Source organism: Caproiciproducens faecalis (genome assembly GCF_019448085.1).
In the GTDB taxonomy this organism is placed as follows: Bacteria; Bacillota; Clostridia; order Oscillospirales; family Acutalibacteraceae; genus Caproiciproducens; species Caproiciproducens faecalis.
Map to the genome: position 1 here is coordinate 214,489 of NZ_JAGFNZ010000004.1, position 26,826 is coordinate 241,314.

General features: G+C 49.1%; 20 protein-coding genes and 2 riboswitches. All 20 genes read left to right on the top strand.

All coding sequences use genetic code 11. The features are described 5' to 3' along the window. Window positions 1-47 precede the first annotated feature (47 nt). Window positions 48-839, top strand: coding sequence for a M15 family metallopeptidase (locus J5W02_RS11460; protein WP_219965824.1), 792 nt, complete (start codon window positions 48-50; stop codon window positions 837-839). 104 nt (window positions 840-943) lie between these two features. Beyond that, window positions 944-1,147, top strand: a complete 204-nt coding sequence (rpmE, locus tag J5W02_RS11465) for a 50S ribosomal protein L31 (RefSeq protein WP_038323919.1) — start codon at window positions 944-946, stop codon at window positions 1,145-1,147. A gap of 76 nt (window positions 1,148-1,223) precedes the next feature. Further along, window positions 1,224-1,847 carry a YigZ family protein gene (locus tag J5W02_RS11470; protein WP_219965825.1) on the top strand — a complete coding sequence of 208 codons (624 nt, stop codon included), beginning with the start codon at window positions 1,224-1,226 and terminating at the stop codon, window positions 1,845-1,847. Window positions 1,848-1,923: 76 nt separating this feature from the next. After that, window positions 1,924-2,922, top strand: coding sequence for a deoxyguanosinetriphosphate triphosphohydrolase (locus J5W02_RS11475; protein ID WP_219965826.1), 999 nt, complete (start codon window positions 1,924-1,926; stop codon window positions 2,920-2,922). A 23-nt stretch (window positions 2,923-2,945) separates the two neighbouring features. Continuing rightward, window positions 2,946-4,712, top strand: coding sequence for a DNA primase (gene dnaG, locus J5W02_RS11480; protein WP_219965827.1), 1,767 nt, complete (start codon window positions 2,946-2,948; stop codon window positions 4,710-4,712). Window positions 4,713-4,723: 11 nt separating this feature from the next. After that, a complete protein-coding gene (gene rpoD / locus J5W02_RS11485; RefSeq protein ID WP_219965828.1) occupies window positions 4,724-5,818 on the top strand; it encodes an RNA polymerase sigma factor RpoD in 1,095 nt (364 codons plus the stop codon). Window positions 5,819-5,831: 13 nt separating this feature from the next. Beyond that, window positions 5,832-6,254, top strand: a complete 423-nt coding sequence (locus tag J5W02_RS11490) for an RrF2 family transcriptional regulator (RefSeq protein WP_219965829.1) — start codon at window positions 5,832-5,834, stop codon at window positions 6,252-6,254. Window positions 6,255-6,535: 281 nt separating this feature from the next. Then, the gene (rpoB, locus tag J5W02_RS11495; RefSeq protein WP_219965914.1) at window positions 6,536-10,285 is read left to right on the top strand and encodes a DNA-directed RNA polymerase subunit beta; all 3,750 of its coding nucleotides are present in this window, start codon (window positions 6,536-6,538) and stop codon (window positions 10,283-10,285) included. Between the two features lie 17 nt (window positions 10,286-10,302). Further along, window positions 10,303-13,845 (top strand): DNA-directed RNA polymerase subunit beta', encoded by a 3,543-nt coding sequence (rpoC, locus tag J5W02_RS11500; RefSeq protein WP_219965830.1) that lies wholly within the window; start codon window positions 10,303-10,305, stop codon window positions 13,843-13,845. A 161-nt stretch (window positions 13,846-14,006) separates the two neighbouring features. Further along, window positions 14,007-14,444: a 30S ribosomal protein S12 gene (gene rpsL, locus J5W02_RS11505; RefSeq protein ID WP_219965831.1), complete on the top strand. Its 438-nt coding sequence runs from the start codon at window positions 14,007-14,009 to the stop codon at window positions 14,442-14,444. 148 nt (window positions 14,445-14,592) lie between these two features. Next, window positions 14,593-15,063 (top strand): 30S ribosomal protein S7, encoded by a 471-nt coding sequence (gene rpsG / locus J5W02_RS11510; RefSeq protein WP_219965832.1) that lies wholly within the window; start codon window positions 14,593-14,595, stop codon window positions 15,061-15,063. 70 nt (window positions 15,064-15,133) lie between these two features. After that, entirely contained in the window at window positions 15,134-17,215 is a 2,082-nt protein-coding gene (gene fusA / locus J5W02_RS11515; RefSeq protein ID WP_219965833.1) for an elongation factor G, read from the top strand. 102 nt (window positions 17,216-17,317) lie between these two features. Further along, complete coding sequence (gene tuf / locus J5W02_RS11520) at window positions 17,318-18,523, top strand: elongation factor Tu (RefSeq protein WP_219965834.1); 1,206 nt, start codon at window positions 17,318-17,320, stop codon at window positions 18,521-18,523. Window positions 18,524-18,684: 161 nt separating this feature from the next. Beyond that, window positions 18,685-19,935 carry a CapA family protein gene (locus J5W02_RS11525; protein ID WP_219965835.1) on the top strand — a complete coding sequence of 417 codons (1,251 nt, stop codon included), beginning with the start codon at window positions 18,685-18,687 and terminating at the stop codon, window positions 19,933-19,935. Window positions 19,936-19,974: 39 nt separating this feature from the next. Continuing rightward, window positions 19,975-20,103, top strand: a riboswitch (FMN riboswitch). A gap of 166 nt (window positions 20,104-20,269) precedes the next feature. Further along, a complete protein-coding gene (locus tag J5W02_RS11530; RefSeq protein WP_219965836.1) occupies window positions 20,270-20,905 on the top strand; it encodes an ECF transporter S component in 636 nt (211 codons plus the stop codon). Between the two features lie 113 nt (window positions 20,906-21,018). Next, a riboswitch (SAM riboswitch) is annotated at window positions 21,019-21,115 on the top strand. Window positions 21,116-21,190: 75 nt separating this feature from the next. Next, entirely contained in the window at window positions 21,191-22,375 is a 1,185-nt protein-coding gene (gene metK, locus J5W02_RS11535) for a methionine adenosyltransferase (RefSeq protein ID WP_219965837.1), read from the top strand. Window positions 22,376-22,425: 50 nt separating this feature from the next. Then, window positions 22,426-22,761: a hypothetical protein gene (locus tag J5W02_RS11540; RefSeq protein ID WP_219965838.1), complete on the top strand. Its 336-nt coding sequence runs from the start codon at window positions 22,426-22,428 to the stop codon at window positions 22,759-22,761. A gap of 63 nt (window positions 22,762-22,824) precedes the next feature. Further along, window positions 22,825-25,041 (top strand): SF1B family DNA helicase RecD2, encoded by a 2,217-nt coding sequence (gene recD2 / locus J5W02_RS11545; protein WP_219965839.1) that lies wholly within the window; start codon window positions 22,825-22,827, stop codon window positions 25,039-25,041. Then, a complete protein-coding gene (locus J5W02_RS11550; RefSeq protein ID WP_219965840.1) occupies window positions 25,031-25,693 on the top strand; it encodes a ComF family protein in 663 nt (220 codons plus the stop codon). Before recD2 ends, J5W02_RS11550 begins: the two co-directional genes overlap by 11 nt. A gap of 59 nt (window positions 25,694-25,752) precedes the next feature. Next, a complete protein-coding gene (mreB, locus tag J5W02_RS11555; protein WP_219965841.1) occupies window positions 25,753-26,778 on the top strand; it encodes a rod shape-determining protein in 1,026 nt (341 codons plus the stop codon). The last annotated feature ends 48 nt before the right edge of the window (window positions 26,779-26,826 follow it).

Below are 26,826 nucleotides of genomic sequence, written 5' to 3' on the forward strand. Positions count from 1 at the left end.
ACCGTGGAAAAGGGGGCGGCTCATTGCGCAGACGCGGAGAAAAAATTATGCAAAGCCGTGCTGGGTGGCGAAAAGCCGATCAGGTGCGAAAAATAAAAATTGTTATGACCGTGATTGCAATTACTCTTTGCATTTCGGTGGCCTCGGGAGGTATTCTGTTTTGGGTGCAGCTCAAGCATCCGTTCAGCAAACCGGTTTCCGTTTCGGTTTCCGGTACGGATAAGGAAGCTTCTTCTCAAAGCGGGGTGCTGCCCGTTTACGATGATTCCTATAATCTGGTGGTGGTCAACGCATCCACCCAAATCAAGTCCGATTTTCAGGTTCAGCCGGAACAGTTTCAGGGGATCACCGTCGATACCAGGATTATCCCCGCGCTTCGGAAAATGATGGAGGACGCTAAGTCCGCAGGATGCCCCCTGAAGCTGACAAAGGGATATGTGGAGAAGAACGAGCAGGACAAGCTTTTTACCGCCGCCGTGCAGGATCTGATGAAGAATCAAAGCTTCTCGCAGGTAAGGGCGGAAAATCAAGTGCAAAATACCGTTGGGCGCGGGGGTTACAATGAAAATCAAACGGGCATGGCGGTTGAGTTTGCGGCGGAGGGCGAAGCGGCAAATGCTGACTTTTCCGCCACCGCGCAATATAAATGGCTGGTAAAGAACAGCGTACATTACGGTTTTGTGCTGCGCTATACGGAAGCAAAGACTTCCGTTACCGGAATGCCCTTCAATCCGCGTCACTTCCGGTATGTAGGCAGTGAAAACGCTGTAAAAATGCGGGAATACTCCATGTGTCTGGAAGAGTTTTCGGCATATATCCGCAAGCAGAATCCGAATTAAAAACAGAAATATTCCATAAATATGATTTTTTACTTGCAATTTGGGAATCTCTATGGTAAAATTCAAATGTTAAGTTGCAGTTTGGCTGAAAGAGGTGACAGGTAATGAAGGAAAATATACATCCCAAGTATAAAGAGACGACCATCACATGCGCATGCGGAAATGTTATAAACACAAAATCCACGAAGGAAAACATCCGCGTTGAAATATGCTCCAAGTGCCACCCGTTCTTTACAGGTAAGCAAAAGCTTGTTGATACAAGTGGACGTGTTGATATGTTTAAGAAGCGTTACGGTATGGGCAAGTAATTGACTCTTTAGTTTTCTTGGATTAGCTTAGGCGGCGCAGGCTTTCTGCGCCGCTTATTTTTTGTGGAGGATGCCAGTGGTTGAATATCGAACGGTCGAAAAAGAAGCCCTTGCAGAGTTTGTTGAGAGACGGTCGCGCTTTATCGGCAGCGTTAAGCCCGTAAAGACCGAGGAAGAAGCGGTTTCATTCATCAATTCCGTAAAATCCAAAAACTGGAACGCTACCCACAATGTTTATGCTTACTCCATCCGTGAGGGACAGATCAAGCGCTATTCGGATGACGGAGAGCCGCAGGGCACTGCGGGAATCCCGGTCCTGGACGTATTGCTGAAGTCCGGAGTGGTGGATACGGTGGTCGTGGTAACCCGGTATTTCGGCGGAGTGCTGCTCGGCGCCGGGGGCCTTGTGCGGGCTTATTCCCACGGGGCGTCCATTGCACTGGAACAGGCAGGCATCCTTACCATGAGGACCTGTCTGACGGCAGAACTGAGCTGCGATTACAATCAGTATGGCAGAGTAAGCGCACTGATACCGGAGAGCGGCGGGACGGTGGACAATGCGGATTTTACGGATTGCGTAAAAATATCCTTTCATATCAGTGATGAGAATATGCCCGCTTTTGGACAAAAACTGGCCGACGCCACCTGCGGCCAAAGCAAGGCAGAAATTACCGGAGAAAAGTTTTTTAAATTTTTATAGGATTTGCAGGGATTTTGTATCATCCTGCGTATATCTATAATAGAAACCCAAAGCATACAGAACAGGCGGTGATGTTATGACGGTCAGTGAACGCACGCAATGGATAGAAGAACAAACCCTTTCGCCCTATGCCGCTCTTTCCAAAAACACGCTGGGCAGGGATGTTCCCGAGCAGGAGTGCGATCTGCGTACGCCTTATCAGCGGGACAGGGATAAGATCCTGCACTGTAAGTCTTTTCGCCGGCTAAAGCATAAGACGCAGGTTTTTCTTTCCCCGGAAGGGGATCACTACCGCACACGTCTGACCCATACTTTGGAGGTTTCTCAGATTGCCCGCACCATAGCGAGAGCTCTTCAACTCAATGAAGATCTGACGGAGGCCATCTCTCTCGGCCATGATCTGGGGCATACCCCGTTTGGCCATGCTGGCGAACGCGCACTTGATGAACTTTGTCCCGGCGGGTTCCGTCATTACGAGCAAAGCGTGCGCATTGTAGAGAAGCTGGAGAAAAACGGCACCGGCCTCAATTTGACGAAAGAGGTGCGTGACGGAATTCTCTGCCATACAAAAGGCACGGAAGCAATGACGCTGGAGGGAAGATTGGTTCGTCTGGCGGACAGGATTGCCTACATAAATCACGACATGGATGATGCCGAGCGGGCAGGGGTATTGCTGGAAAGCGATATTCCGGCAGATATCAAATCCGTTTTGGGCGGTAGGCGCACGGAGCGAATCGATACTCTGGTACATTCCGTTGTGGAAAACAGCCAGGACGGTCAAATTAAAATGGACCCGAAGGTACAGGAAGCTTTTGATCGGCTTCACAGCTTTATGTTCGAATCCGTTTACCTGAATCCCTACGCAAAGGCGGAAGAAAAGAAGGTCCCGAATCTGATCGGCACGCTGTACAGCTATTATCTGAAGCGGCCGGAGCACTTTCCACAGGATATGTGCCTGATCGTCGAGCAGGACGGGATTGAGCGCGCTGCCTGCGATTATATTGCGGGTATGACGGATCATTTTGCGATCCAGTTGTTTCAGGATATTTATGTGCCAAAATCCTGGAATATCTAAAAAATTAAAAATGAGGTGACGATATGCCATTGCCAGAAGCTTTTATGCAGGAGTTGAAGGCGCGCAGCGAAATATCCGAAGTCGTCGCTTCTTATGTCAATCTCAGGCACAGCGGCAGGAATATGGTCGGTCTTTGTCCTTTTCACAATGAAAAGACGCCGTCCTTCAACGTGTATCCGGAAAACGGTTCGTTTTACTGCTTTGGCTGCGGCGCCGGCGGCGACGTGATTACGTTTGTCCGGCGCATTGAAAATCTGGATTACATGGAGGCGGTTCGCTTTCTGGCGCAGCGCGCCGGGCTGCAGGTGCCGGAAAACCAGGTGGACGACGGTATGGCCCGTTTACGGTCGCGTATTCTGGAAGTTAACCGCGAAACTGCCCGGTATTATTATTCAATATTGAATTCGGATCAGGGAAAACCGGGAATGGACTACTTGAACCGCCGAGCGTTATCACCCGGAACGATCCGTCATTTTGGGCTGGGGTACGCTCCGGCTTCCCGTTATTCTCTGGTGGGGTATCTTGAAAAGCAGGGATTCACTCAGAATGAAATGATTCTGGCGAATGTCGCCTTCAAAGGCCGGAGCGGACAAGCTGTTGACCGCTTCTTTTCGCGGGTGATGTATCCCATTATCGATTTACGGGGAAACGTGATCGCTTTCGGCGGCCGCGTGCTGACCGATGAAAAACCGAAGTACCTCAATACGTCGGACACGCCCGTGTTCAATAAAGGGAATTTCCTGTTTGCACTGAATTTTGCGAAGAACAGCGGAACCGAGCAGCTGATTCTGTGCGAGGGCTACATGGACGTCATTTCCATGCACCAGGCCGGGTTCACCAACGCGGTCGCCACGCTGGGAACGGCCCTAACGCCTAGTCAGGCTCATCTGATTGCCCGGTACGCGAAAGAAGTCGTTCTTTCGTACGACTCCGACGAGGCCGGACAGAAGGCGACGGCGCGCGCTATCCCGATTCTGCGGGAAGCGGGACTGCTTGTGAAGGTACTTACCATTGCCGGAGGCAAGGATCCGGACGAATACATACGATCAAACGGCGAAAACGGCCGGGCAAAATTCAAACAGCTGATTGACTCCAGCGGAAACGATGTGGAGTACCGCCTGCAAAAAATCAAGCAGGGCAGTAATATTCAAACGCCGCAGGGACGTGTGGATTATCTGACGGGTGCCTGTGTGGTTCTGGCGACTCTGGAAAACCCGATTGAACAGGAGGTTTACGCCGGAAAGCTGGCGGAGGAAATCGGAATTGAACGCACGGCAATTTTACAGCAGATAAAGAAAAACCGTTCCAAGCAAAAAAAATACCAGGAGCAAAAAGCTTTTAAGGCATTTCAGCAGCAGTCCGCGGGTGTGCGTGACAGCATCAACCCGGAAAAAGTGCAGCATTTAAGGGCTGCAACCGCGGAAGAAGCGCTGATTGCGTATATTGTTCAATACCCTGAGAACGCTATAGCAATAGAAAAGCTTTTGCAGCCTGAAAAATTTGTAACAACGTTTAACCGCCGTGTATATCGGACAATAATGGAAAGAGTTAGGAATGCAAAGGCAGCCAGCCTTACAGATATATCGGAAGAATTCTCTGTTGAGGAGATTTCCTCCATAGCTAAAATTTTTGCAAAATTTCAAGGCGTTTCCGTTACCATGCGGGACGCAGAGGAATATATCAGTGTTATTCAGCAGGAATATGAAAAGATGAGCGTAGAAAACGTAAATTCAGCAGAGCCGCAGGAGATACAGGAATATCTGCAAAAGCTGAGGTCACAGAAGAAATAGGGGGACTTATAATGGGAGCACCGGATAAGAAAACAGTCATCAGGGAATTAATTGAGCAGGGAAAGAGCAAAGGGCAGCTTTCTACCAAAGAGATTTTGGACGCAATCGGCGAACTGGACTTTGAGCCTGAACAGATTGAAAAATTCTATGATACTTTGGAAGCACAGGGCGTAGAAATCATTGAGGATTTTGCCGACATCGCGCTGGATGATATTGATTTCAACCCGCAGGGTGAAGAAGAGGAAGACATTGAAAACGCGCTCAGTACGGAAGGAATCGCTATCGACGACCCTGTTAAGGTCTACTTGAAAGAGATCGGTCGTGTTCCCCTTTTAACTCCGGAAGAAGAAATTGATCTTGCTATCCGTATTTCTGACGGGGACGACTCCGCCAAAAAACGTCTTTCCGAAGCAAACCTCCGTCTGGTCGTCAGCATTGCAAAGCGTTATCTGGGGCGCGGAATGCAGTTCCTTGATCTGATTCAGGAAGGAAACCTCGGTCTGATTAAGGCGGTAGAAAAATTCGATTACTCCAAGGGATTTAAATTTTCCACCTATGCAACATGGTGGATTCGTCAGGCCATCACCCGTGCCATTGCCGACCAGGCAAGAACCATCCGTATTCCGGTTCACATGGTGGAAACGATTAATAAGGTAAAGAAGGTTTCCAGTCAGCTTTTGCACACCAACGGCCACGAACCCACCGCCGACGAAATTTCCGCCGAACTGGATATGCCGGTTGACAAGGTGCGTGAAATTATGCGTGTTGCACAGGAGCCTGTTTCTCTGGAAACACCGATCGGTGAGGAAGAGGACAGCCACCTCGGCGACTTCATTCCGGACGACGATGCTCCGGCTCCGGCGGACGCCGCTTCCCACACGTTGTTAAAGGAGCAGCTTGCCGATGTGCTCGACACACTGACTCCAAGGGAAGAAAAAGTACTCCGTTTGCGTTTCGGTCTGGAAGACGGCCGGTCACGCACACTGGAGGAAGTCGGAAAAGAATTCAATGTTACCAGAGAGCGTATCAGACAGATTGAGGCCAAGGCCTTGCGCAAGCTGCGTCATCCGAGCCGCAGCAAAAAGCTGAAAGACTTCCTGGATTAAGGGGATGACTGCAATGGTCATGACGCTTGAAGCCGATTATGCTGTCAGAATTGTAGAGATGCTGGCAATATCTAACCAGAAAATAGACGCAAGATCCATTTCGGACCAGACCCATGTGCCCTTGCGATTTGCGCTGAAAATCCTGCGCAAGCTGGTGGCGGGGGGACTGATTGTGTCGTACAAAGGAGCCCACGGGGGTTATATGCTTGCCCGCGAACCCGGTAAAATTACCCTGCGGGAAGTAATCGAATCGGTGGAGGGTCCGTATATGATTAGCCGCTGCCAGCAGGACGAATATGCGTGTAAACACACTCCCTGCTGCAGGGTGCATCAGATTTACGACGAGATTTCTTCCATTGTGCGCACAAAACTGGATTCCTACACCTTTGACTGTCATTGTGAAGACGACATATCAGAGAAAAAAGACAAAAAATGAACATAAAAAAATCCGGCGGCTGTTTAACCGTCGGATTTTTACAATTTAAATAAGAAATTTGTAAAAGATACCTTGACAAACACAATATATTGTAATAAAATAATATACTGCATCATCATGGAAACATATACTCATGTCTATCTTGATCTATCATATCACAACAATTTCAAAAAGGCAAGAGGTTCACATGAAAACCTTCAAAAACGGAAGATGGATGCAGCTTATTTTTGTGCTTTATTTATGGCGAAGATGGTAAATATATGAATGGAGTGATTGAGCCAATGGTGAATGTCAAACCGGTGCAAGTAGGCAAGAATGTTCGCATGAGCTTCGCGCGTATTGATGAAGTCTTGGACATGCCAAACCTGATCGAGGTACAGAAGAATTCCTATAAATGGTTTCTCGACGAGGGCCTCAAAGAGGTTTTTAAGGATGTTTCCGGAATTACTGACTATACCGGCAATCTTGTGTTGGACTTTGTAAATTACAAACTGGACGACGATAAACCGAATTACAGCGTGGAAGAGTGCAAAGAGCGTGACGCTACCTACGCGGCTGCTCTTAGAGTCACCGCCCGCCTGCTCAACAAAGAAAGCGGAGAAATAAAAGAATCCGAAGTGTTCATGGGTGATTTCCCGCTCATGACGGACAGCGGTACTTTTGTTATCAACGGCGCGGAACGCGTGATTGTTTCTCAATTGGTCCGTTCACCCGGCGTTTATTATAAAATGGAATATGATAAGACGGGTAAAGAGCTGTTCAGCTCCACCGTCATTCCGAACCGCGGCGCGTGGCTGGAATATGAAAACGATGCAAATGATATTTTTTATGTCCGCATCGATAAAAACAGAAAAATTCCGGTAACGGTCTTTGTCCGTGCGCTCGGCCTTGGAACCGACGAGGAAATCCGCGAATATTTCGGCGACGACGACCGCATGAACGCAACGATTGAAAAAGATCCCTGCAAGAACACCGAAGAGGCTCTTTTTGAAGTATACAGAAAATTAAGACCTAGTGAACCGCCGACCATCGAGAGTGCTCAGTCCCACATCAACGGCCTGTTCTTTGATGCCCGCCGTTATGACCTTTCTCGTGTCGGCCGCTACAAATATAATAAGAAGCTGAACCTTGCCGGCCGTATTACCGGTCAGAAGCTCTCCCGTCCCATTGTCAATCCGCTGACCGGCGAACTGATGGCGGAAGCGGACGAGATCATTTCTCACGATAAGGCGCACGAAATTGACAATGCCGGTGTATCCATTGCATTTGTCAATGTCAATGAGCGCGAGGTAAAGGTGATTTCCAACGGCATGGTCGACATCAACAACTTTGTCGGCTTTGACGCGAAAACCGAGTGCGGAATCAATGAAAGAGTGCGTTTCAGCGTTCTTGCTGAAATTCTGGATGCCACTTCTTCCGATGAAGAAGTGAAAGAGGCAGTTAAGACCAGAATGGATGAACTGATTCCCAAACACATTATCATTGACGATATTTTCTCTTCCATTAACTATATGAACTGTCTGGCTATGGGCCTGGGTAATCTTGATGATATCGACCATTTAGGCAACCGCCGTATCCGTTCGGTCGGCGAGCTGCTGCAGAATCAGTTCAGAATTGGTTTTTCCAGACTTGAGCGCGTTATACGCGAAAGAATGACGTTGCAGGCACAGGATCTGGAAGTGCTGACTCCCCATTCCTTAATTAATATTCGTCCCGTTGTGGCGGCTATCAAGGAATTTTTTGGTTCCTCTCCGCTGTCACAGTTCATGGATCAGACCAACCCGCTCGCGGAACTGACGCACAAGCGCCGCCTTTCCGCATTGGGCCCCGGCGGTCTGTCCAGAGACCGCGCAGGATTTGAAGTCCGTGACGTTCACTACAGCCACTATGGACGCATGTGCCCGATTGAAACTCCGGAAGGTCCGAACATCGGTCTGATTTCGTATCTGGCAACCTTTGCCAAAATTAATGAGTACGGCTTTATTGAAGCGCCGTTCCGCCGCGTGGACAAAGCGACCGGAAGCGTTACCAGTGAAGTTGTTTATATGACCGCGGATATTGAAGATGACTATATTGTTGCGCAGGCAAATGAACCGCTCGATGAGCAGGGACATTTCCAGCACGCAAAGGTCAATGCCCGTTACCGTGACGAGTTCCTTGAAATTGAACGTGAAAAAGCGGATTATATGGATGTTTCGCCTAGGATGGTTGTTTCCGTCGCTACCGCGATGATCCCCTTCCTGGAAAACGATGACGCCAACCGTGCGCTGATGGGTTCCAACATGCAGCGGCAGGCAGTTCCGCTTTTGAAGACCGAATCTCCGATTGTCGGTACCGGTATGGAGTACAAGGCCGGCGTCGACTCCGGTGTTTGTGTCATTGCCAAACACTCCGGCGTTGTCCGCAGCGTAAGCGCTGACGAAATCCGGGTGACCTGTGACGACGGCAGTGTTGACGTTTACCATGTTACAAAGTTTATGCGTTCCAACCAGGGAACATGTATTAATCAGGTTCCCGTTGTCGATGTCAACCAGAGAGTGGAAGCCGGTTCCGTCATTGCCGACGGCCCCGCAACCAAGGACGGTGAAATCAGTCTGGGCAAAAACGCCCTGATCGGTTTTATGACATGGGAAGGTTACAACTACGAGGATGCTGTTCTCATCAGCGAAAAAATTGTTCGCGACGATGTTTACACATCAATCCATATTGAAGAGTACGAAATAGAATCCAGAGACACGAAGCTCGGGCCGGAGGAAATCACAAGGGATATTCCAAACGTGAACGAAGATCTGCTTCATGATCTGGATGAAAACGGGATTATCCGTATCGGCGCTGAGGTGCGCGCCGGTGACATTCTTGTCGGCAAGGTCACACCGAAGGGCGAGACGGAGCTGACCGCCGAGGAGCGGCTGCTGCGCGCCATCTTCGGTGAAAAAGCCAGAGAAGTAAGAGATACTTCCCTGAGGGTTCCTCACGGCGAGTACGGTATCGTGGTTGACGTAAAGGTGTTTACCCGCGAAAACAGCCACGACGAGCTTAGCCCCGGCGTTAACAAGGTTGTTCGCTGCTACATTGCCCAGAAGCGTAAGATCTCCGTGGGCGATAAGATGGCCGGCCGCCATGGCAACAAGGGTGTTGTTTCCCGTATTCTTCCGGTAGAAGACATGCCTTTCCTGCCGGACGGCACTCCGCTTGACATTGTTCTGAACCCGTTGGGCGTTCCTTCCCGTATGAACATAGGGCAGGTGCTCGAAGTTCACCTTGGCTATGCCGCAAAGGCGCTTGGCTGGAAGATCATGACTCCGGTATTCGACGGTGCGCACGAAGACGACATTGTGGAATGCTTCAAGAAGGCCGGCATCAGTGAAGACGGTAAGACCATTCTGAAGGACGGCCGTACCGGCGAGTTCTTTGACAATCCGGTCACCGTCGGCATTATGTATTACCTCAAACTGCATCATCTGGTTGATGATAAAATCCATGCTCGCTCCACTGGACCTTACTCCCTTGTTACGCAGCAGCCTCTGGGCGGCAAAGCTCAGTTCGGCGGTCAGCGTTTCGGAGAAATGGAAGTTTGGGCTCTGGAAGCCTACGGTGCGGCTTATACCCTTCAGGAAATCCTTACCGTCAAGTCCGACGACGTCGTGGGCCGTGTAAAGACTTACGAAGCGATCGTAAAGGGCCAGAACATTCCGAAGCCGGGCGTTCCGGAATCCTTTAAGGTTCTGATAAAAGAACTGCAGTCTTTGGGTCTTGATGTCAAGGTGCTGAATCAAAACAATGAAGAGATCGATCTCAAGCAGAATTTTGATGATGATGATGACATTGCCTTTAATCCTTCGGAAGAAAACTTTGATGAGCCGAACGTTGCGGATGATCTGGAAGGCTATTCTGTGGAAGATAACGAGGAAGAAGAAAGCCTGTTTGACGATGTAGACGATTATATTGATGATAGTGCCAGCGATGACGGAGATGAATTTGATAAGGACGAACCCTTTGACCTTAATTCTGACGGCAGCGACGAAATATAATAGAATGGGGTTGCAATATGGAATTTAATGTTTTTGAATCAATCAAGATCGGACTTGCTTCACCGGAAAAAATCAGAGAATGGTCTCATGGAGAAGTAAAAAAACCGGAAACGATCAATTATCGTACCCTTAAGCCCGAACGCGATGGCCTTTTCTGTGAACGTATTTTCGGGCCCCAAAAGGACTGGGAATGTCATTGCGGAAAATATAAGAGAATCCGTTATAAGGGGAAGATCTGTGAACGCTGCGGCGTTGAGGTCACTAGGGCGAAGGTTCGCCGTGAACGGATGGGCCACATTGAGCTGGCAGCTCCCGTATCCCACATTTGGTATTTTAAGGGGATTCCGTCCAGAATGGGACTGATCCTTGATATATCTCCCCGTATGCTGGAAAAGGTCCTGTACTTTGCACTGTATATTGTAACGGATCCCGGTAACGTTCGTGAGCTGCAGAAAAAGCAGCTTCTGAATGAAAAAGAGTACCGTGACATGCGTGAAAAATATGAGGACGATTTTGAAGCCAGCATGGGAGCTGAAGCGATCAAAAAGCTTCTGGCGGAAATTGATCTTGATGTTGTTTCCGAAGAACTCAAGGCGGAGCTTGCCGGTGCTTCCGGCCAGAAACGCGTCCGTATCCTGAAGCGTTTGGAAGTAATTGAGGCATTTCGTCTTTCCGGCAACCGTCCGGAATGGATGATCCTCGATGTTGTTCCGGTCATTCCGCCGGATATCCGCCCGATGGTACAGCTCGACGGCGGCCGTTTTGCTACGTCCGACCTGAATGACCTCTACCGCCGTGTAATCAACAGAAACAACCGCCTGAAAAGGCTTTTGGAGCTTGGCGCTCCCGATATCATTGTCCGCAACGAAAAGCGCATGCTGCAGGAAGCCGTCGACGCCCTGATCGACAACGGCCGCCGCGGCCGTCCGGTAACCGGCCCGAACAACCGCCCGCTGAAATCCCTTTCCGACATGCTGAAAGGCAAGCAGGGACGTTTCCGCCAGAACCTTCTGGGTAAGCGTGTTGACTATTCCGGACGTTCCGTTATCGTTGTAGGACCTGAACTGAAAATGTATCAGTGCGGCCTTCCAAAGGAAATGGCACTGGAGCTGTTCAAGCCTTTTGTTATGAAGCGCCTTGTGGAAACCGGCGCTGCCGGAAACATCAAGGCCGCCAGAAAAGCGGTAGAGCGCGCAAAGCCTGAGGTTTGGGATGCGCTTGAAATTGTCATCAAGAACCATCCGGTTCTGCTGAACCGTGCGCCTACGCTGCACAGACTCGGCATTCAGGCTTTTGAGCCTGTACTGGTTGAGGGCCGTGCGTTAAAGCTGCATCCGCTGGCCTGTACGGCTTACAACGCGGACTTTGACGGCGACCAGATGGCTGTTCACGTTCCGCTTTCCGCAGAGGCACAGGCTGAAGCCCGCTTCCTGATGCTGGCCGCAGGCAACCTGCTGAAGCCCTCCGACGGACGCCCTGTTACCGTTCCTACTCAGGACATGGTTTTGGGTTCCTATTACCTGACACTGGAAAAGAATGGGGAAACCGGCGAAGGCAAGGTGTTCAGAAATTACGATGAGGCCATTATGGCATATGATTCTAAGATTGTTGGACTCCATGCCAAAATTAAGGTTCGCAGGACTTTGGAAATTAATGGGGAAAAGGTCTCCAAGCTGGTTGATACCACCGTTGGCCGTATGATCTTCAACAGACCGATCCCTCAGGATCTGGGCTATGTTGACCGTTCCATTCCGGAGAACCTGTTTAAGTATGAAATTGATTTTTTGGTCGGCAAAAAGCAGCTGGGTGTCATTATTGACAAGTGCATCAAGACGCACGGCACCGCTCAGACAGCCGACGTCCTTGACAGCATCAAGTCACAGGGCTATAAATACTCTACTTTGAGTGCAATTACGGTTGCTGTCTGCGATGCAACCATTCCTCCGGAGAAAAAGCAGATTATTGAAGCTGCCGAAAAACAGATCGATACGGTTGACGACCAGTTCAAGATGGGTCTTCTTTCCGATAATGAGCGCTACAATGCGGTTCTGAAGACATGGGCAAAGGCAACCGAGGATGTTTCCACCGCTCTGCAGAAGAATCTGGACCGTTACAACCCGATCTTTATGATGGCGGATTCCGGAGCCCGTGGTTCCATGAGCCAGATTCGTCAGTTGGCCGGTATGCGCGGACTGATTGCCAACACATCCGGTAAAACCATTGAAATTCCGATCCGGGCCAACTACCGTGAAGGCCTGAACATTTTGGAATACTTTATTTCTTCCCGTGGCGCCAGAAAGGGCTTGGCAGATACCGCTCTGAGAACGGCTGACTCCGGTTACCTGACCCGCCGCCTGGTCGACGTTTCTCAGGATGTCATCATTCGTGAAGACGACTGCGGCGCGACCGACGGACTTGAGGTCTATGATATTCGTGAAGGGAAAGAAGCAATCGAGCCTTTACACGAGCGTTTGCTTGGCAGATACCTTGTCGAAGACTTTGTGGACGAAAAGACGGGTGAAGTCCTTGTCTCCAAAGATAAACTGATGAACGATCACGATGCCGATATTGTTGTTAAGAGCGGTGTGGATCGTATCAAGATCCGCTCCGTCCTGAACTGCTGTGCAAAGCACGGCGTCTGCAAGAAGTGCTACGGTGCGAACCTTGCAAACGGCCAGACTGTTGCAGTTGGTGAAGCGGTTGGTATTATCGCGGCTCAGTCTATCGGCGAACCGGGTACACAGCTGACCATGAGAACCTTCCACACCGGCGGTGTCGCCAGCTCGGAAGATATTACACAGGGTCTGCCGCGTGTTGAGGAGCTTTTTGAAGGCCGTAAACCGAAGCATCTTGCGATTATCAGTGAGATTGCCGGTAAGGTTTCTTTTGAAGAAATCAAAAAGAATCGTCATGTCGTTGTGACAAATTCCGAAACAGGCGATTCCAAGTCCTACCTGATTCCGTACGGTTCCCGCGTCATTGTCACAGACGGCCAGCAGATCAAGGCCGGTACAAGAGTGACCGAAGGTTCCGTCAATCCGCATGATGTTCTCGCAATCAGCGGTACCCATGCCGTGCAGGACTACCTCATTGAGGAAGTTCAGCGCGTTTACCGCATGCAGGGCGTTGATATCAATGATAAGCATATCGAGGTTATCGTCCGTCAGATGATGAAGAAGGTCAAGATTGAGGAATCCGGTGACACCACTCTGCTGCCCAGTTCTCTGGTTGAGAAGGTCGAGTTGGAAACTGAAAACCAGATCATCCGCGACCGGATCAAAAATGGAGAGCCGGAGCTGCAGGAAGCAGTCGCTTCTCCGGTTCTGCTCGGTATTACCAAAGCTTCTCTGGCTACTGACTCCTTCCTGTCTGCGGCTTCCTTCCAGGAGACAACGCGTGTTCTGACCGACGCCGCCATCAAAGGCAAAGTCGATCCGCTGCTCGGCTTGAAGGAAAACGTTATTATCGGTAAGCTGATTCCCGCAGGAACCGGAATGAAATGCTACAGTGATGTGGAAATCGAGCCCGTAAATCAAGACTTGACAAACGACGCGGTATAGCGCTATAATAACAAATTGTGATGGTTTATTGATTGAATGCTTCATTCCTGTTCTGAAGCCAATCCTTTAGGGCAGGAATAAGTTGTTTAAAGATTATTTTACTGTTCAGCGGATATACTATTATCCGCTTAACATATAAAATTAACGTGAGGAGGTGTCTTATGCCAACATTTAACCAGTTAGTCCATACGGGCAGAGAAGTTGCTGTAACAAAGGCGAAAGCCCCTGCACTTTTGAAGGGATGGAACTCAAAGAAACGTGTTTCTATTGATCAGGATTCCCCGCAAAAACGTGGTGTCTGCACAACTGTAAAGACTGCTACCCCTAAGAAACCGAACTCCGCGCTCAGAAAGATCGCCAGAGTAAGGCTTTCCAACGGGATTGAAGTCAGTGCTTATATCCCCGGTGTCGGTCATAATCTTCAGGAACACAGTGTCGTGATGATTCGTGGCGGCCGTGTAAAGGATCTGCCTGGCGTTCGTTACCACATTATCCGTGGTACTCTCGACGCTCAGGGCGTTGCACAGCGTATGCAGGCCCGTTCCAAGTATGGCGCAAAGCGGCCGAAGGCCGGCGCGGCGAAAGCTGCGAAAAAGTAAGGTAGTTTAAACTGACAGAAACCGAACGGCTGCATGTTTTAAAACATAATGCAGCGGCGTTTTTCATATAGAAACGCCTCTGTGTGGCCACGGGAGTTTGTCGCTTTCGAGTACCTATGATATCATTTATATGAAGGAGGGAAGTAAAGTGCCAAGAAGAGGTAATATCGCAAAACGCGACGTTTTGCCCGATCCGCTCTATAATTCCAAGCTTGTAACACGTCTCGTAAATAATATTATGGTCGACGGTAAGAAGGGTGTAGCCCAGAAGATCGTTTATGGCGCATTTGATATTATCAGCGAGAAAACAGGGAAAGAACCTTTAGAGGTTTTTGAGGCCGCTATGGAAAATGTTATGCCGGCTCTCGAAGTTAAGGCCCGCCGTGTCGGCGGTGCAACCTACCAGGTTCCGATGGAGGTTCGCCCTGAAAGAAGACAAACATTAGGCTTACGTTGGATAACCAACTATTCAAGACTTAGATCTGAGAAGACGATGAGAGAGAGACTTGCCGGTGAAATTCTTGATGCTGTAAATGGTGCTGGCGGCGCTGCCAAGAAGCGTGATGACACGCATAAGATGGCAGAAGCCAATAAGGCATTTGCTCATTACAGATGGTAATCCAACTATGTTGGTCTGTTACCTGAAATAGTGTACAAATCCCAACATTTCAGACTTTAAGGAGGAAACTATGCCAAGGCAGGTATCACTTGAATTAACCCGCAATATCGGTATTATGGCGCACATTGATGCCGGTAAAACAACAACAACAGAACGTATCCTGTATTACACAGGTATTAACCATAAGATTGGCGAAGTGCATGATGGTGCTGCGACCATGGACTGGATGGTGCAGGAGCAGGAGAGAGGTATTACTATTACCTCCGCTGCCACTACCTGTTTTTGGAAGGGCCACAGAATCAACATCATTGACACCCCGGGCCACGTTGACTTTACAGTAGAGGTTGAGCGTTCACTGCGTGTACTCGACGGCTCTGTAACAGTTTTCTGCGCTAAGGGCGGTGTTGAACCACAGTCAGAGACAGTTTGGCGTCAGGCTGAGGAGTATCATGTTCCCCGTATGGCTTATGTAAACAAAATGGACATTATGGGCGCAGATTTTTATCGCGTTGTCCAGATGATGAAAGATCGTCTGAAGTGCAATGCTGTTCCCATTCAGCTCCCGATCGGCAGCGAAGATACCTTTAAGGGGATCATCGATCTTGTCGACATGAAGGCTGATGTTTACTACGACGATATGGGCAAGGAAATGAAAGTCGAGGATATCCCGGAGGATATGCTTGAGCTCGCCAATAAATATCACACCGAACTGATTGAGCATGTTGCTGAACAGGACGATGCTCTGATGGAGAAGTACCTTAACGGAGAAACTCTTACGAGGGATGAGATCATATCTACAATCCGTAAATCAACGATTGCTAACCATATGGTTCCCGTCACCTGCGGTACTTCTTACAGAAACAAAGGTGTTCAGAAACTTCTCGATGCGATTATCGCTTATATGCCTGCGCCGACCGACATTCCTGCTATCAAGGGTGTTAATCCGGAAACCGGTGAAGAAAAGGATTGCCATGCTACGGATGACGAGCCTTTCGCCGCTCTCGCGTTCAAGATTGCCACAGACCCGTTCGTCGGCAAGCTGTGCTTCTTCCGCGTTTATTCCGGTTCTCTTCAGGCAGGTGTAAGTGTATACAATTCAACCAAAGACAACAATGAGCGTATTGGCCGCATCCTTCAGATGCACGCCAATCACCGTCAGGATATTGATGTTGTTTATGCCGGTGATATTGCGGCTGCGGTTGGTTTGAAAAACACCACCACAGGTGATACACTCTGCGATGAAAAGCATCCGATTATTCTTGAATCCATGGAGTTCCCGGATCCGGTTATTGAAGTCGCAATTGAGCCGAAGACAAAGGCCGGCCAGGAAAAGATGGGCATTGCCCTTGCAAAGCTTGCGGAAGAAGATCCTACCTTCAAGGCTTACACCAATGAAGAAACGGGTCAGACCATCATCGCGGGCATGGGTGAGCTTCACCTTGAAATCATTGTTGACAGACTTCTGCGTGAGTTCCATGTAGAAGCAAACGTCGGTAAACCGCAGGTATCCTATAAGGAAACCATCCGCGGAAATGCAGATGTTGACACCAAATATGCTCGTCAGTCCGGCGGCCGCGGCCAGTACGGTCATGTAAAGATCCGCATTGAGCCGAATCCGGGCAAAGGCTACGAGTTTGTCAATGCTGTTGTGGGTGGTTCTATTCCGAAGGAATACATTGCTCCGGTCGATCAGGGTATTCAGGGCGCAATGCTCAGCGGCGTGCTTGCAGGTTATCCTGTCATCGACGTTAAGGTTACTCTATATGATGGATCATACCATGAGGTTGACTCCTCTGAAATGGCGTTTAAGATCGCCGGTTCCATGGCTTTCAAAGAGGCTATGAAAAAGGCGAACCCGGTCATTCTGGAGCCGATCATGAAGGTTACCGTTACGGTGCCTGAGGAGTACATGGGCGACATCATTGGTGACCTGAACTCCCGCCGTGGCATGATTGAAGGTATGGATGCGATTCCGGGTGCACAGCAGATCAGAGCGCATGTTCCGCTTTCTGAAATGTTTGGTTACGCAACCGATATGCGTTCCAAGACACAGGGCAGAGGCCAGTACGTCATGGAGCCCGCCACCTCTACAGAGGTGCCGAAGTCGGTTTCGGAAAACATTATTTCTTCACGCAGCAAAAAGTCCGAATAACTTGTAAAAATATGCTTGATTTTTGTTGATGTTATTGATAAAATGATAGGCATAGCTGAATCATAAAAATTATTATCGTATAAATAAAAAGGAGGAATTCCAATGGCAAAAGCAAAATTTGACAGAACAAAACCCCACGTAAACATTGGTACCATCGGCCACGTTGACCATGGCAAGACCACGTTGACTGCAGCTATCACCAAAGTTCTTAACTTCAGCGGTGAAGCTGATTTCGTTGACTATGCAAATATCGATAAGGCTCCTGAAGAGAGAGAGCGCGGCATTACAATCAATACTGCCCACGTTGAGTATCAGACGGCTGCCCGTCACTATGCTCACGTTGACTGCCCAGGCCATGCCGACTATGTAAAGAACATGATTACCGGCGCTGCTCAGATGGACGGTGCAATCCTTGTTGTTTCTGCTGCTGACGGCCCGATGCCGCAGACCAGAGAGCACATCCTTCTTGCCCGTCAGGTTGGCGTGCCTTATATCGTAGTATTCATGAACAAGGTTGACCAGGTTGACGATCCGGAACTGCTTGATCTTGTTGAAATGGAAATCCGTGACCTGCTCAATGAGTACGAGTTCCCGGGCGACGACACACCGATCGTTCGTGGTTCTGCTCTGAAGGCTCTTGAGTCCAGCTCCACAGATACAGACGCTCCTGAGTACAAATGCATTCATGAGCTGATGGACGCTGTTGACAGCTTCATCCCGACTCCTGAGCGTAAATCCGACCTTCCTTTCCTTATGCCTGTTGAAGACGTTTTCACTATTACCGGCCGTGGTACTGTTGCTACCGGTAGAGTTGAGCGTGGTATGGCTAAGGTTGGCGAAGAAGTCGAAATCATCGGTTTGACTGATGAGCGCAGAAAATGCGTTATCACAGGCCTTGAAATGTTCAAGAAGACTCTTGACTTTGCAGAGGCCGGCGATAATGTCGGTGTTCTTCTCCGTGGTATTCAGAGAGCTGAAATCGAGCGCGGCCAGGTTCTTGCAAAGCCGGGAACCATTCATCCGCACACAAAGTTCCGTGGCCAGGTTTACGTTCTGACCAAAGATGAAGGCGGCCGTCATACTCCGTTCTTCAACAACTACCGTCCTCAGTTCTATTTCAGAACAACTGACGTTACAGGTGTTATCTCCCTGCCGGAAGGCACAGAGATGTGCATGCCTGGCGATAACGTTGAAATGGACGTTGAGCTGATTACTCCTATCGCTATTGAAGAGGGCCTCCGCTTTGCTATTCGTGAAGGCGGCCACACAGTTGGCTCCGGCGTTGTTATTAAAATTAACGCTCAGTAATCTGTAACTCTTTGTATCAAAAGGCCTTGTCCCCTTGGGGACAAGGCCTTTTATGTTTTTGTTCCTTTTTACCTGCTCTGTGCTATAATATAGACATAGCATGTGTAAGTTCAGCAAAATTCTACAAACTTACGCTGAAATAACGAAATAGGGGTATTTACATGAAGAAGGGCCAAAATAAGCTGTCTCCGATCATTTTCCGTGTATGTCTGGCTGTGGTTTTGGTAGGCACCTGCGTAGCTTCCATGGTTTTATTCCTGCAGAATCAGGGAAACAGGACAAAACAGCCGTTATCGGGAGCATCCTCCTCCGTGCATACGGCAGTTTCGCTGCAAGCGGAATCAAAGCCGGAATCAAAACCTGTACCCAAGCCGGTTTCCATAACAATTTTAGGTGTCGGTGACGATTTGATTCACGATGTGATTTATAAACAGGCACAAAGCAGGGCAGGGGGAAAAGGATATGATTTTTCACCGGTTTATTCGCGCATAGCCAAGGATATTAAAAATGCCGATATTTCCGTAATCAATCAGGAAACACCGATTGCAGGAAAGATTGCGCCTCCGTCGGGTTACCCGCGCTTCAACTCCCCCACCGAACTGGGTGACGAGCTGGTAAATTTGGGGTTTGACGTTATCAATCACGCCAACAACCATGTTCTGGATAGGAATGAAGCAGGACTTGCAGCCACACTGGACTACTGGGCAACCAAACCGTCTGTCAAAGTGGTCGGTGCCTACCGTAACGATGAAGACTTGCAGAATATCCGTATTGTGGAATCAAAGGGAATCAAAACCGCCCATATCGGTATTACGGAAATGACGAACGGCTTGTTTTTACCCAAAAATTCTGATTACCGGTTGATCTACGCGAATAATACGGAGCTGATTGAGAAACTTATCAAAAAGGCAAAATCCATGGCGGACGTCGTGGTTATTTCTGTCCACTGGGGCAACGAGAATACTTATACACTTTCTGAAAAGCAAAAAACGCTGGCACAGAATATGGTGGATTGGGGTGCTGATATCATTTTTGGGAACCATCCCCATGTTTTACAAAAGCTGACGGTTCTTACCCGAAAGGACGGGACGAAATGCCCGGTCATTTTTGCGTTTGGCAATCTTGTTTCCGCCCAGCAAAGCGGGGACAATATGGTCAGCGGCATGTTGACCGTTACGATGACAAAGGATTTTGCCACAAACAAAACGGCGTTTACGGATATGAAGTTTAAACCGATTGTGACGCACTACGGCAAGCGGTGTGCGGGTATCACTATTTATCCGCTCAGTCAGTATACGGACGCTCTGGCGGCCGTACATGGCGTAAAACGCTATACTCCGGCGTTCAGTTTGAAATACATCAACAAGATTGTCAATCAGAGTATTCCGGAAGAATATCTGCAGAAAGATTGACACCCTGATGATTCGGTGTTATAATCATATTAATTAAATAGTTGTCTTCGGGGCGGGGTGCAACTCCCCACCGGCGGTAAAGCGGCGAAAGCCGACGAGCCCGCGAGCGAAAGCTGATTTGGTTCAATTCCAAAGCCGACGGTATAGTCCGGATGGAAGAAGATTGCGCGTATTTGCGTATGCTTTCGTCCCGCAGTTTTCTGCGGGACTTTTTTTTCGTTGGCAGCTAAAAAAGGGAGTTTTACTGATGAAGAAGTAGCAGGTTGTGTGTTCTCGGCATTATTTTCCCGCTTTGTTATCAAAAATACTGTTATGAAGTAGATAGGAGAAAATCATGAATACAATTACGAACGCAAAAAAGTCAACGAAATTATTAGATACCAGAGGAATTGCTCAAATCGGAATTTTATCTGCTATCGCCGCCATTCTGATGGTCGTGGAAATACCCCTCTGGTTTGCGCCAAGCTTTTATAAAATTGATCTGAGTGAGCTTCCGGTGTTGATCGGTAGCTTTGCCATGGGGCCGTTTGCCGGTGTTATCATTGAGCTGGTAAAAGTTCTTCTCTATCTGATTATCCACGGCAGCTCCACGGGCGGAGTCGGCGATATTGCGAACTTTGTCATCGGCTGTTCGTTTATTATCCCCAGTGCAATGATTTATAGATATCATAAGTCTAAAAAAAGCGCGATGTTCGGTATGGCAGTGGGCACCCTTACGCTGATTGTGGTCGGCAGCCTGCTGAACGCTTTCGTTTTGCTGCCGTTTTATGCGAAGGTTTTCAACATGCCGCTGGATGCGCTGATTGGTATGGGTCATGCGGTCAACCCTTCCATTAATGACCTTAATTCTTTTGTGATGCTTGCCGTGGCGCCGTTCAACCTGTTAAAGGGTGTTCTTGTATCAGCTGTCACCATGCTGGTCTATAAGCATGTAAGTCCCATTTTACATAACAAAATGGGCAGAAAATAGGAACTTATTCAAACAGCACAGATTATGATAGCCTGACGGCAGAGACTTTGCATATTTTATGTATTTACGATCAAACTAATTTATGTTATAATGATGGCGTAAAATTGAATATGCCCTTATCAAGAGTGACGGAGGGAACAGGCCCTATGATGTCCGGCAACCTACAAAGTGTAAGGTGCCAAATCCTGCGGTAAAGCCGAAAGATGAGGTAATTAATACACGCCGTTCGGATTTTCCGGACGGCATTTTCTTTTATGATTTTTATATTTTTAGGAGGATTTTTCTATGGCGAGACATTTTTTTACATCTGAATCAGTGACGGAGGGGCATCCCGATAAACTTTGCGACCAGATTGCAGATGCCGTGCTGGATGAAATTATTGCACAGGATCCGGAAGCACATGTTGCCTGTGAGGTGACAGCCACTACCGGTGTCATCCATGTTATGGGCGAAATTTCAACCGATTGCTATGTGGACATTGCATCGGTAGCACGTCAGGTAGTCAAGGACATCGGTTATGATGACCCCGCCTGCGGCTTTGACGGCAACACCTGCGGTGTAATCACTTCCATTGACATTCAGTCCCCTGATATCGCAATGGGCGTCAACCAGTCCTATGAAGCAAAGCAGGGCGCGACGGATGCAAACGATGTAATTGGCGCCGGCGACCAGGGCATGATGTTCGGTTATGCCTGTGATGAAACGCCTGAATTGATGCCGCTGGCCATTTCGCTGGCACACAGGCTGTCCAAACGCCTGAGCCAGGTGAGAAAGGACGGTACGCTTTCCTATTTAAGACCGGACGGAAAAACACAGGTAACTGTTGAGTATGACGGGGATGATCCGGTACGAGTAGACACGGTTGTTGTTTCTACTCAGCATGACCCCGACGCCACACTGGAGCAGATCAGAAAAGATATTATAGAGCATGTGATTAAAGCGGTTGTTCCTGAAAAATGGCTGGACAGCAAGACGAAGTTCTTTGTCAACCCAACCGGGCGTTTTGTTATCGGCGGCCCTGTGGGCGACAGCGGACTGACCGGTAGAAAAATTATCGTTGACACATACGGCGGCTACGGCAGACACGGCGGTGGCGCTTTCTCGGGGAAAGATCCCACCAAGGTTGACCGTTCCGCGGCTTATGCGGCACGCTACGCGGCAAAGAACGTCGTTGCGGCGGGTTTGGCTAAAAAGTGTGAAATTCAGATTGCATATGCCATTGGTGTGGCAAGACCTGTTTCCATTATGGTGGACACGTTCGGGACTTCCAAATACAGCAACGACGAGCTTGCGGCGGCAGTAGAAAAGGTGTTTGACCTCCGTCCAACAGCAATTATTCATAACCTGAACCTTCGCCGTCCGATTTACCGTTCCATCTCCAACTACGGCCATATGGGCCGTGAAGACCTGAATGTTGCGTGGGAAAAACGCGACAAGGTAGACGCTTTAAAAGCCGCATTGGCAAAATAAGCATAGCATTTGGTCACCTCGGCACATAAACTGTGCTGAGGTGACTTTTTATGCTTGAGATCCTGGCAAAAACCTTCTTTGTTCTTCTGGCCATCATCGGTGCCGCTGAAGTCGTCAGGAATATCATTTTCTGGATGCTCAGGCCCTCCCGTCCGGGCAAGCTTTATTTGGTCGTTTCTGTGGAAGGTCATGATGAAGGCGCCGAAATGCTGATGGAAAGCGCAATCGAAAGACTGAAATGGATTAGTGGCGGTGAAAAAATGCTGATCTGTCTTGACAAAGGAATGGATGAAGAAACAAATGTGGTATGCAGAATCATTTCCAACCGCAACCCCGGGGTGGAGATCTGCACACCGGAGGAACTTCCGGATATTCTATGTCAATAAATTTGCAAATACATAGCTCATGTATTATACTGGATTTATGAATAACAATTATGAGGGAGTTTCATGCGGGAAGATCAAATGCTGGAAATGACCGGTTCTGTGGAACAGGTCATTTTTAAAAATGAAAAAAACGGATATGCGATTATAGAAATAAATAACGGCGAAGAACTGGTTACGGCTGTCGGTACCATGCCGCTGGTCAGCGCCGGCGAAGAAGTGCGCGTGGTCGGCAGCTGGGTCAACAATCCCAATTACGGAACCCAGTTTAAGGTGGATGGTTTTGAGCGTTCAAAGCCGTCCACCGCGGCCGCTATGCTGAAATACCTTTCCTCGGGCGCCATACGGGGGATCGGCCCGGGAACCGCGGGGAAAATTGTGGACATGTTCGGGATGAACGCGCTTCAGGTGCTGGAAGAAGAGCCGGAGCGTCTCTGTGCCATCAAGGGCATTACAAAATCAAAAGCAAACAAAATGAGCGACGAGTTCAAAAAAATACACGGGATACGGGAAATTATGCTGTATCTCAGCAGCTTCGGCATTTCGCCCGACGAAGCCGTCCGAGTTTGGAAGCTCTACGGCCCCCAGTCCGCGGAGCGTGTGCAGGAGGACCCTTACTGCCTGTGTGAGGACGGACTGGAAATCGGATTTGAACGTGCCGACGACATTGCCGCTTCACTGGAACGGCCGCAGGATGACGGCTGCAGGGTGCGTGCGGGGATTCTGCACGTTCTGAAGCACAATATCAGCAACGGGCATACCTGCCTGCCCACGGACAAGCTTCTGTCCGCCGCGCAGCGCATGCTCGGTATTGAAGCGGACCAGACTCTGGAAACACTGGAGGCGCTGAAAGCGGAAAGATCCGTTTCTGCGGTTCTTTTTGAGGGCCGGGAATATATTTTTACGCCAAAGCTGTACCGTTCTGAGCTGTATACCGCCGGAAGGCTGAACATGATGCTTCGTTTTCCGGCGCAGTCCATTGTGGGAATAGACAATTATATTTCAAATATTGAGGATACGTTTCAAATTCAGTACGCCGACGGACAGAAACAGGCGATTAAAGAGGCCCTTTCCAAAGGCATGCTGATTCTGACCGGCGGGCCGGGAACCGGAAAAACCACCACGCTCAACGCAATCATCAAGATTCTTGAGACAAAGGGCGAGAAGGTGCTGCTTGCCGCACCGACCGGAAGAGCTGCCAAACGGATGTCGGAGCTGACGGGTCAGGAAGCAAAAACCATCCACCGTCTGCTTCAGGTGGAGTGGGACGAAAATGATCTGCCCGTGTTCGCCAAGAACGAAAAGAATCTTCTGGAATGCGACGCATTGGTCATTGACGAACTTTCCATGGTAGACACCAATATTTTTGAAGCGGTTCTTCGCGCACTGCCGCTGGGCTGCCGTCTGATTATGGTGGGCGACTGTGACCAGCTGCCCTCAGTCGGACCGGGCAACGTTTTGGGAGATTTGATTGCCACCGGGCTGTTACCCGTTGTTCAGCTCAACCAGATTTTCCGTCAGTCCATGCAGAGTCTGATTGTAATGAACGCGCACAGAATTGTAAAAGGGCAGATGCCGGAGCTCGCCGTCAGAAACAGCGATTTTTTCTTCCTGCCTTATGGAAGTCCGGCTGAAATCAGTTCAACGATTGTTGATTTGTGCGCTGCCCGCCTGCCCGCAAGCTATGGGTATTCCTCTCTGTCGGACATCCAGGTGTTGTCCCCCTCCAGAAAAGGGGAACTGGGGACGGTGGAGCTGAACAAAAAATTGCAGGCGGTCATTAATCCCCCGGAAAAGACCAAAAAGGAAATCACTATCAACGGAATCCTGTTTCGCGAAGGCGACAAGGTGATGCAGATCAAAAACAATTATAACCTTGGCTGGGTCAAACTGGACGGAACCAGCGGGGAAGGGGTCTTTAACGGGGATCTGGGCATTTTGTGCGGGATCGACCGAAGGGCCTCCACCGTTACGGTGCAGATGGACGACCGCGTGGTGCTTTATGAGCTGGAATCTGCGGCGGAGTTGGAACTTGCGTATGCGATGACAGTACATAAGAGCCAGGGAAATGAATTTACCGCCGTTGTAATGCCGATGTTTCAGGGTGCGCCGCAGCTTTCGTACAGAAACCTGCTGTATACCGCGATTACGCGTGCAAAATCCCTTTTGATTCTTGTCGGGTCGCAGAAGGCAATCCAGCAGATGGTCGAAAATGACAGAAAAATGCGCCGGTACTCCGGACTTTACTATTTTCTGACCGGAGGCGCGCAGAATGAGCTCTAAGCTTTTTTCCGTGTTCCTGGATCTGATTTTTCCGCCGAAATGTATTTTCTGCCGTGAAATTGCTTTACCCGGACAAAGCGTATGCGAAAAATGCTCAAAAGAAATTTTACATGCCTCTGCCATAAAATGCATTTATTTGCCAAATTCCGGTGAAACTATTTTATGTTTCGCCCCTTATCCGTATACGGGAAAAATCCGGGAATCCATCATCCGCTTTAAATTTTACGGTCATAATGAATATACCGGCTTTTACGCGGAAAGCCTCTCCGCGCAGATCGGAAAAAAATTTCCTCAGGAGCTGTTCGATTCCGTAACGTCCGTCCCGATCTCTGCGGAACGGTATCAGGTAAGAGGCTACAACCAGTCGGAGCTTTTGGGAAAGGCGGTTGCAAAATGTCTTGGCCTGCCATACCGGGAGTACCTGATTAAGACTCATGACAACCCGGAACAGCACAAACTGAGCGAAAAGGATCGACGCAGAAACGTTCGCGGGGTCTACCGTATCAATGAAGGGGAGCAAGCAGCGGGAAAAAGGATCCTTCTGATAGACGATATTGTGACTACCGGCGCCACACTGGGCGAATGTGCCTCCGTATTGTTGGACGCGGGGGCAAAAAAGGTGATCTGCGCGGCGGCGGCTCACGCACTTTAAGTTGAAAAAGTCCTTATTTTATTATATAATAAAAAGTATTATAGATTGGATGTGATTATGTGCTGGGTACTGACATTGCCATAGATCTTGGTACATCAGCCGTCAAGATCTACCTTGACGGGAAAGGCATTATACTTAATGAACCGGCAGTAGTTGCCGTTAACGTGGAAACGGACGAAGTTGTGGCCATCGGAACGGAAGCTTACAAAATGGTTGGGCGTACATCGGACAAAATTTCCGTATCCCATCCGCTCTGCAACGGCGTTATTTCTAATTTTGATCTGGCGCAGTATCTGATTAGCACTTATCTGAAAAAAATCAGCGCGAGCAAGGTGTTTATGCCCCGTGTCGTTGTCAGTGTGCCGTGTCAGATTACAGAAGTGGAAAAACGTGCGGTAGTGGATGCAATCAGCGCGGCGGGAGTGCGCAAAATCTGTCTGATTGAGGAACCCGTGGCTGCCGCTATGGGAGCTGGTGTAGACATTTCTACTCCGCACGGGACTTTGATTGTGGACATTGGCGGCGGTACTTCGGACATGGCAGTGCTTTCCCTGAGCGGTATTGCAATCTCCCGTTCCATCAAGGTCGCCGGGAATGCCTTTGATGAGGCAATTATGAAATATATCCGCAGAAAATACAATTTGATCATCGGTCAGCGTATGGCTGAGGAAGCAAAAATCGCAATTGGCTGCGTATATCCACGAAAAGACCTTTGCAGCCACAGAATCAAGGGAAGGAACGCGATGACCGGGCTCCCGCAGTGGGCAGATATTTCCTGTGACGAAATGCTGGAGGCGTTGATTGAACCGGCTATGCAGATTGTTCGCACGATTCAGGAAATGCTGGAAAAAACGCCGCCGGAACTGATGGGTGACGTTTATTCGGATGGGATTATTCTGACGGGTGGTTCCGCTCAGCTTTACGGAATGGACACATTGATTTCCAAAAAGGCGAAAATGCCGGTGAAGATCGCCGAGGATTCTCAGATCTGTGTAGCGCTTGGTGCGGGCAAGGCCATTCAGTTTATAGATGACATACAAAATAAGGGGTACGGCGTGCTGAATCCCCTGAGTGCCGCTTATTAATAGAAATTATTTCAAAAACAAAGCATTGTTGTGAGTTTTTACAACAAT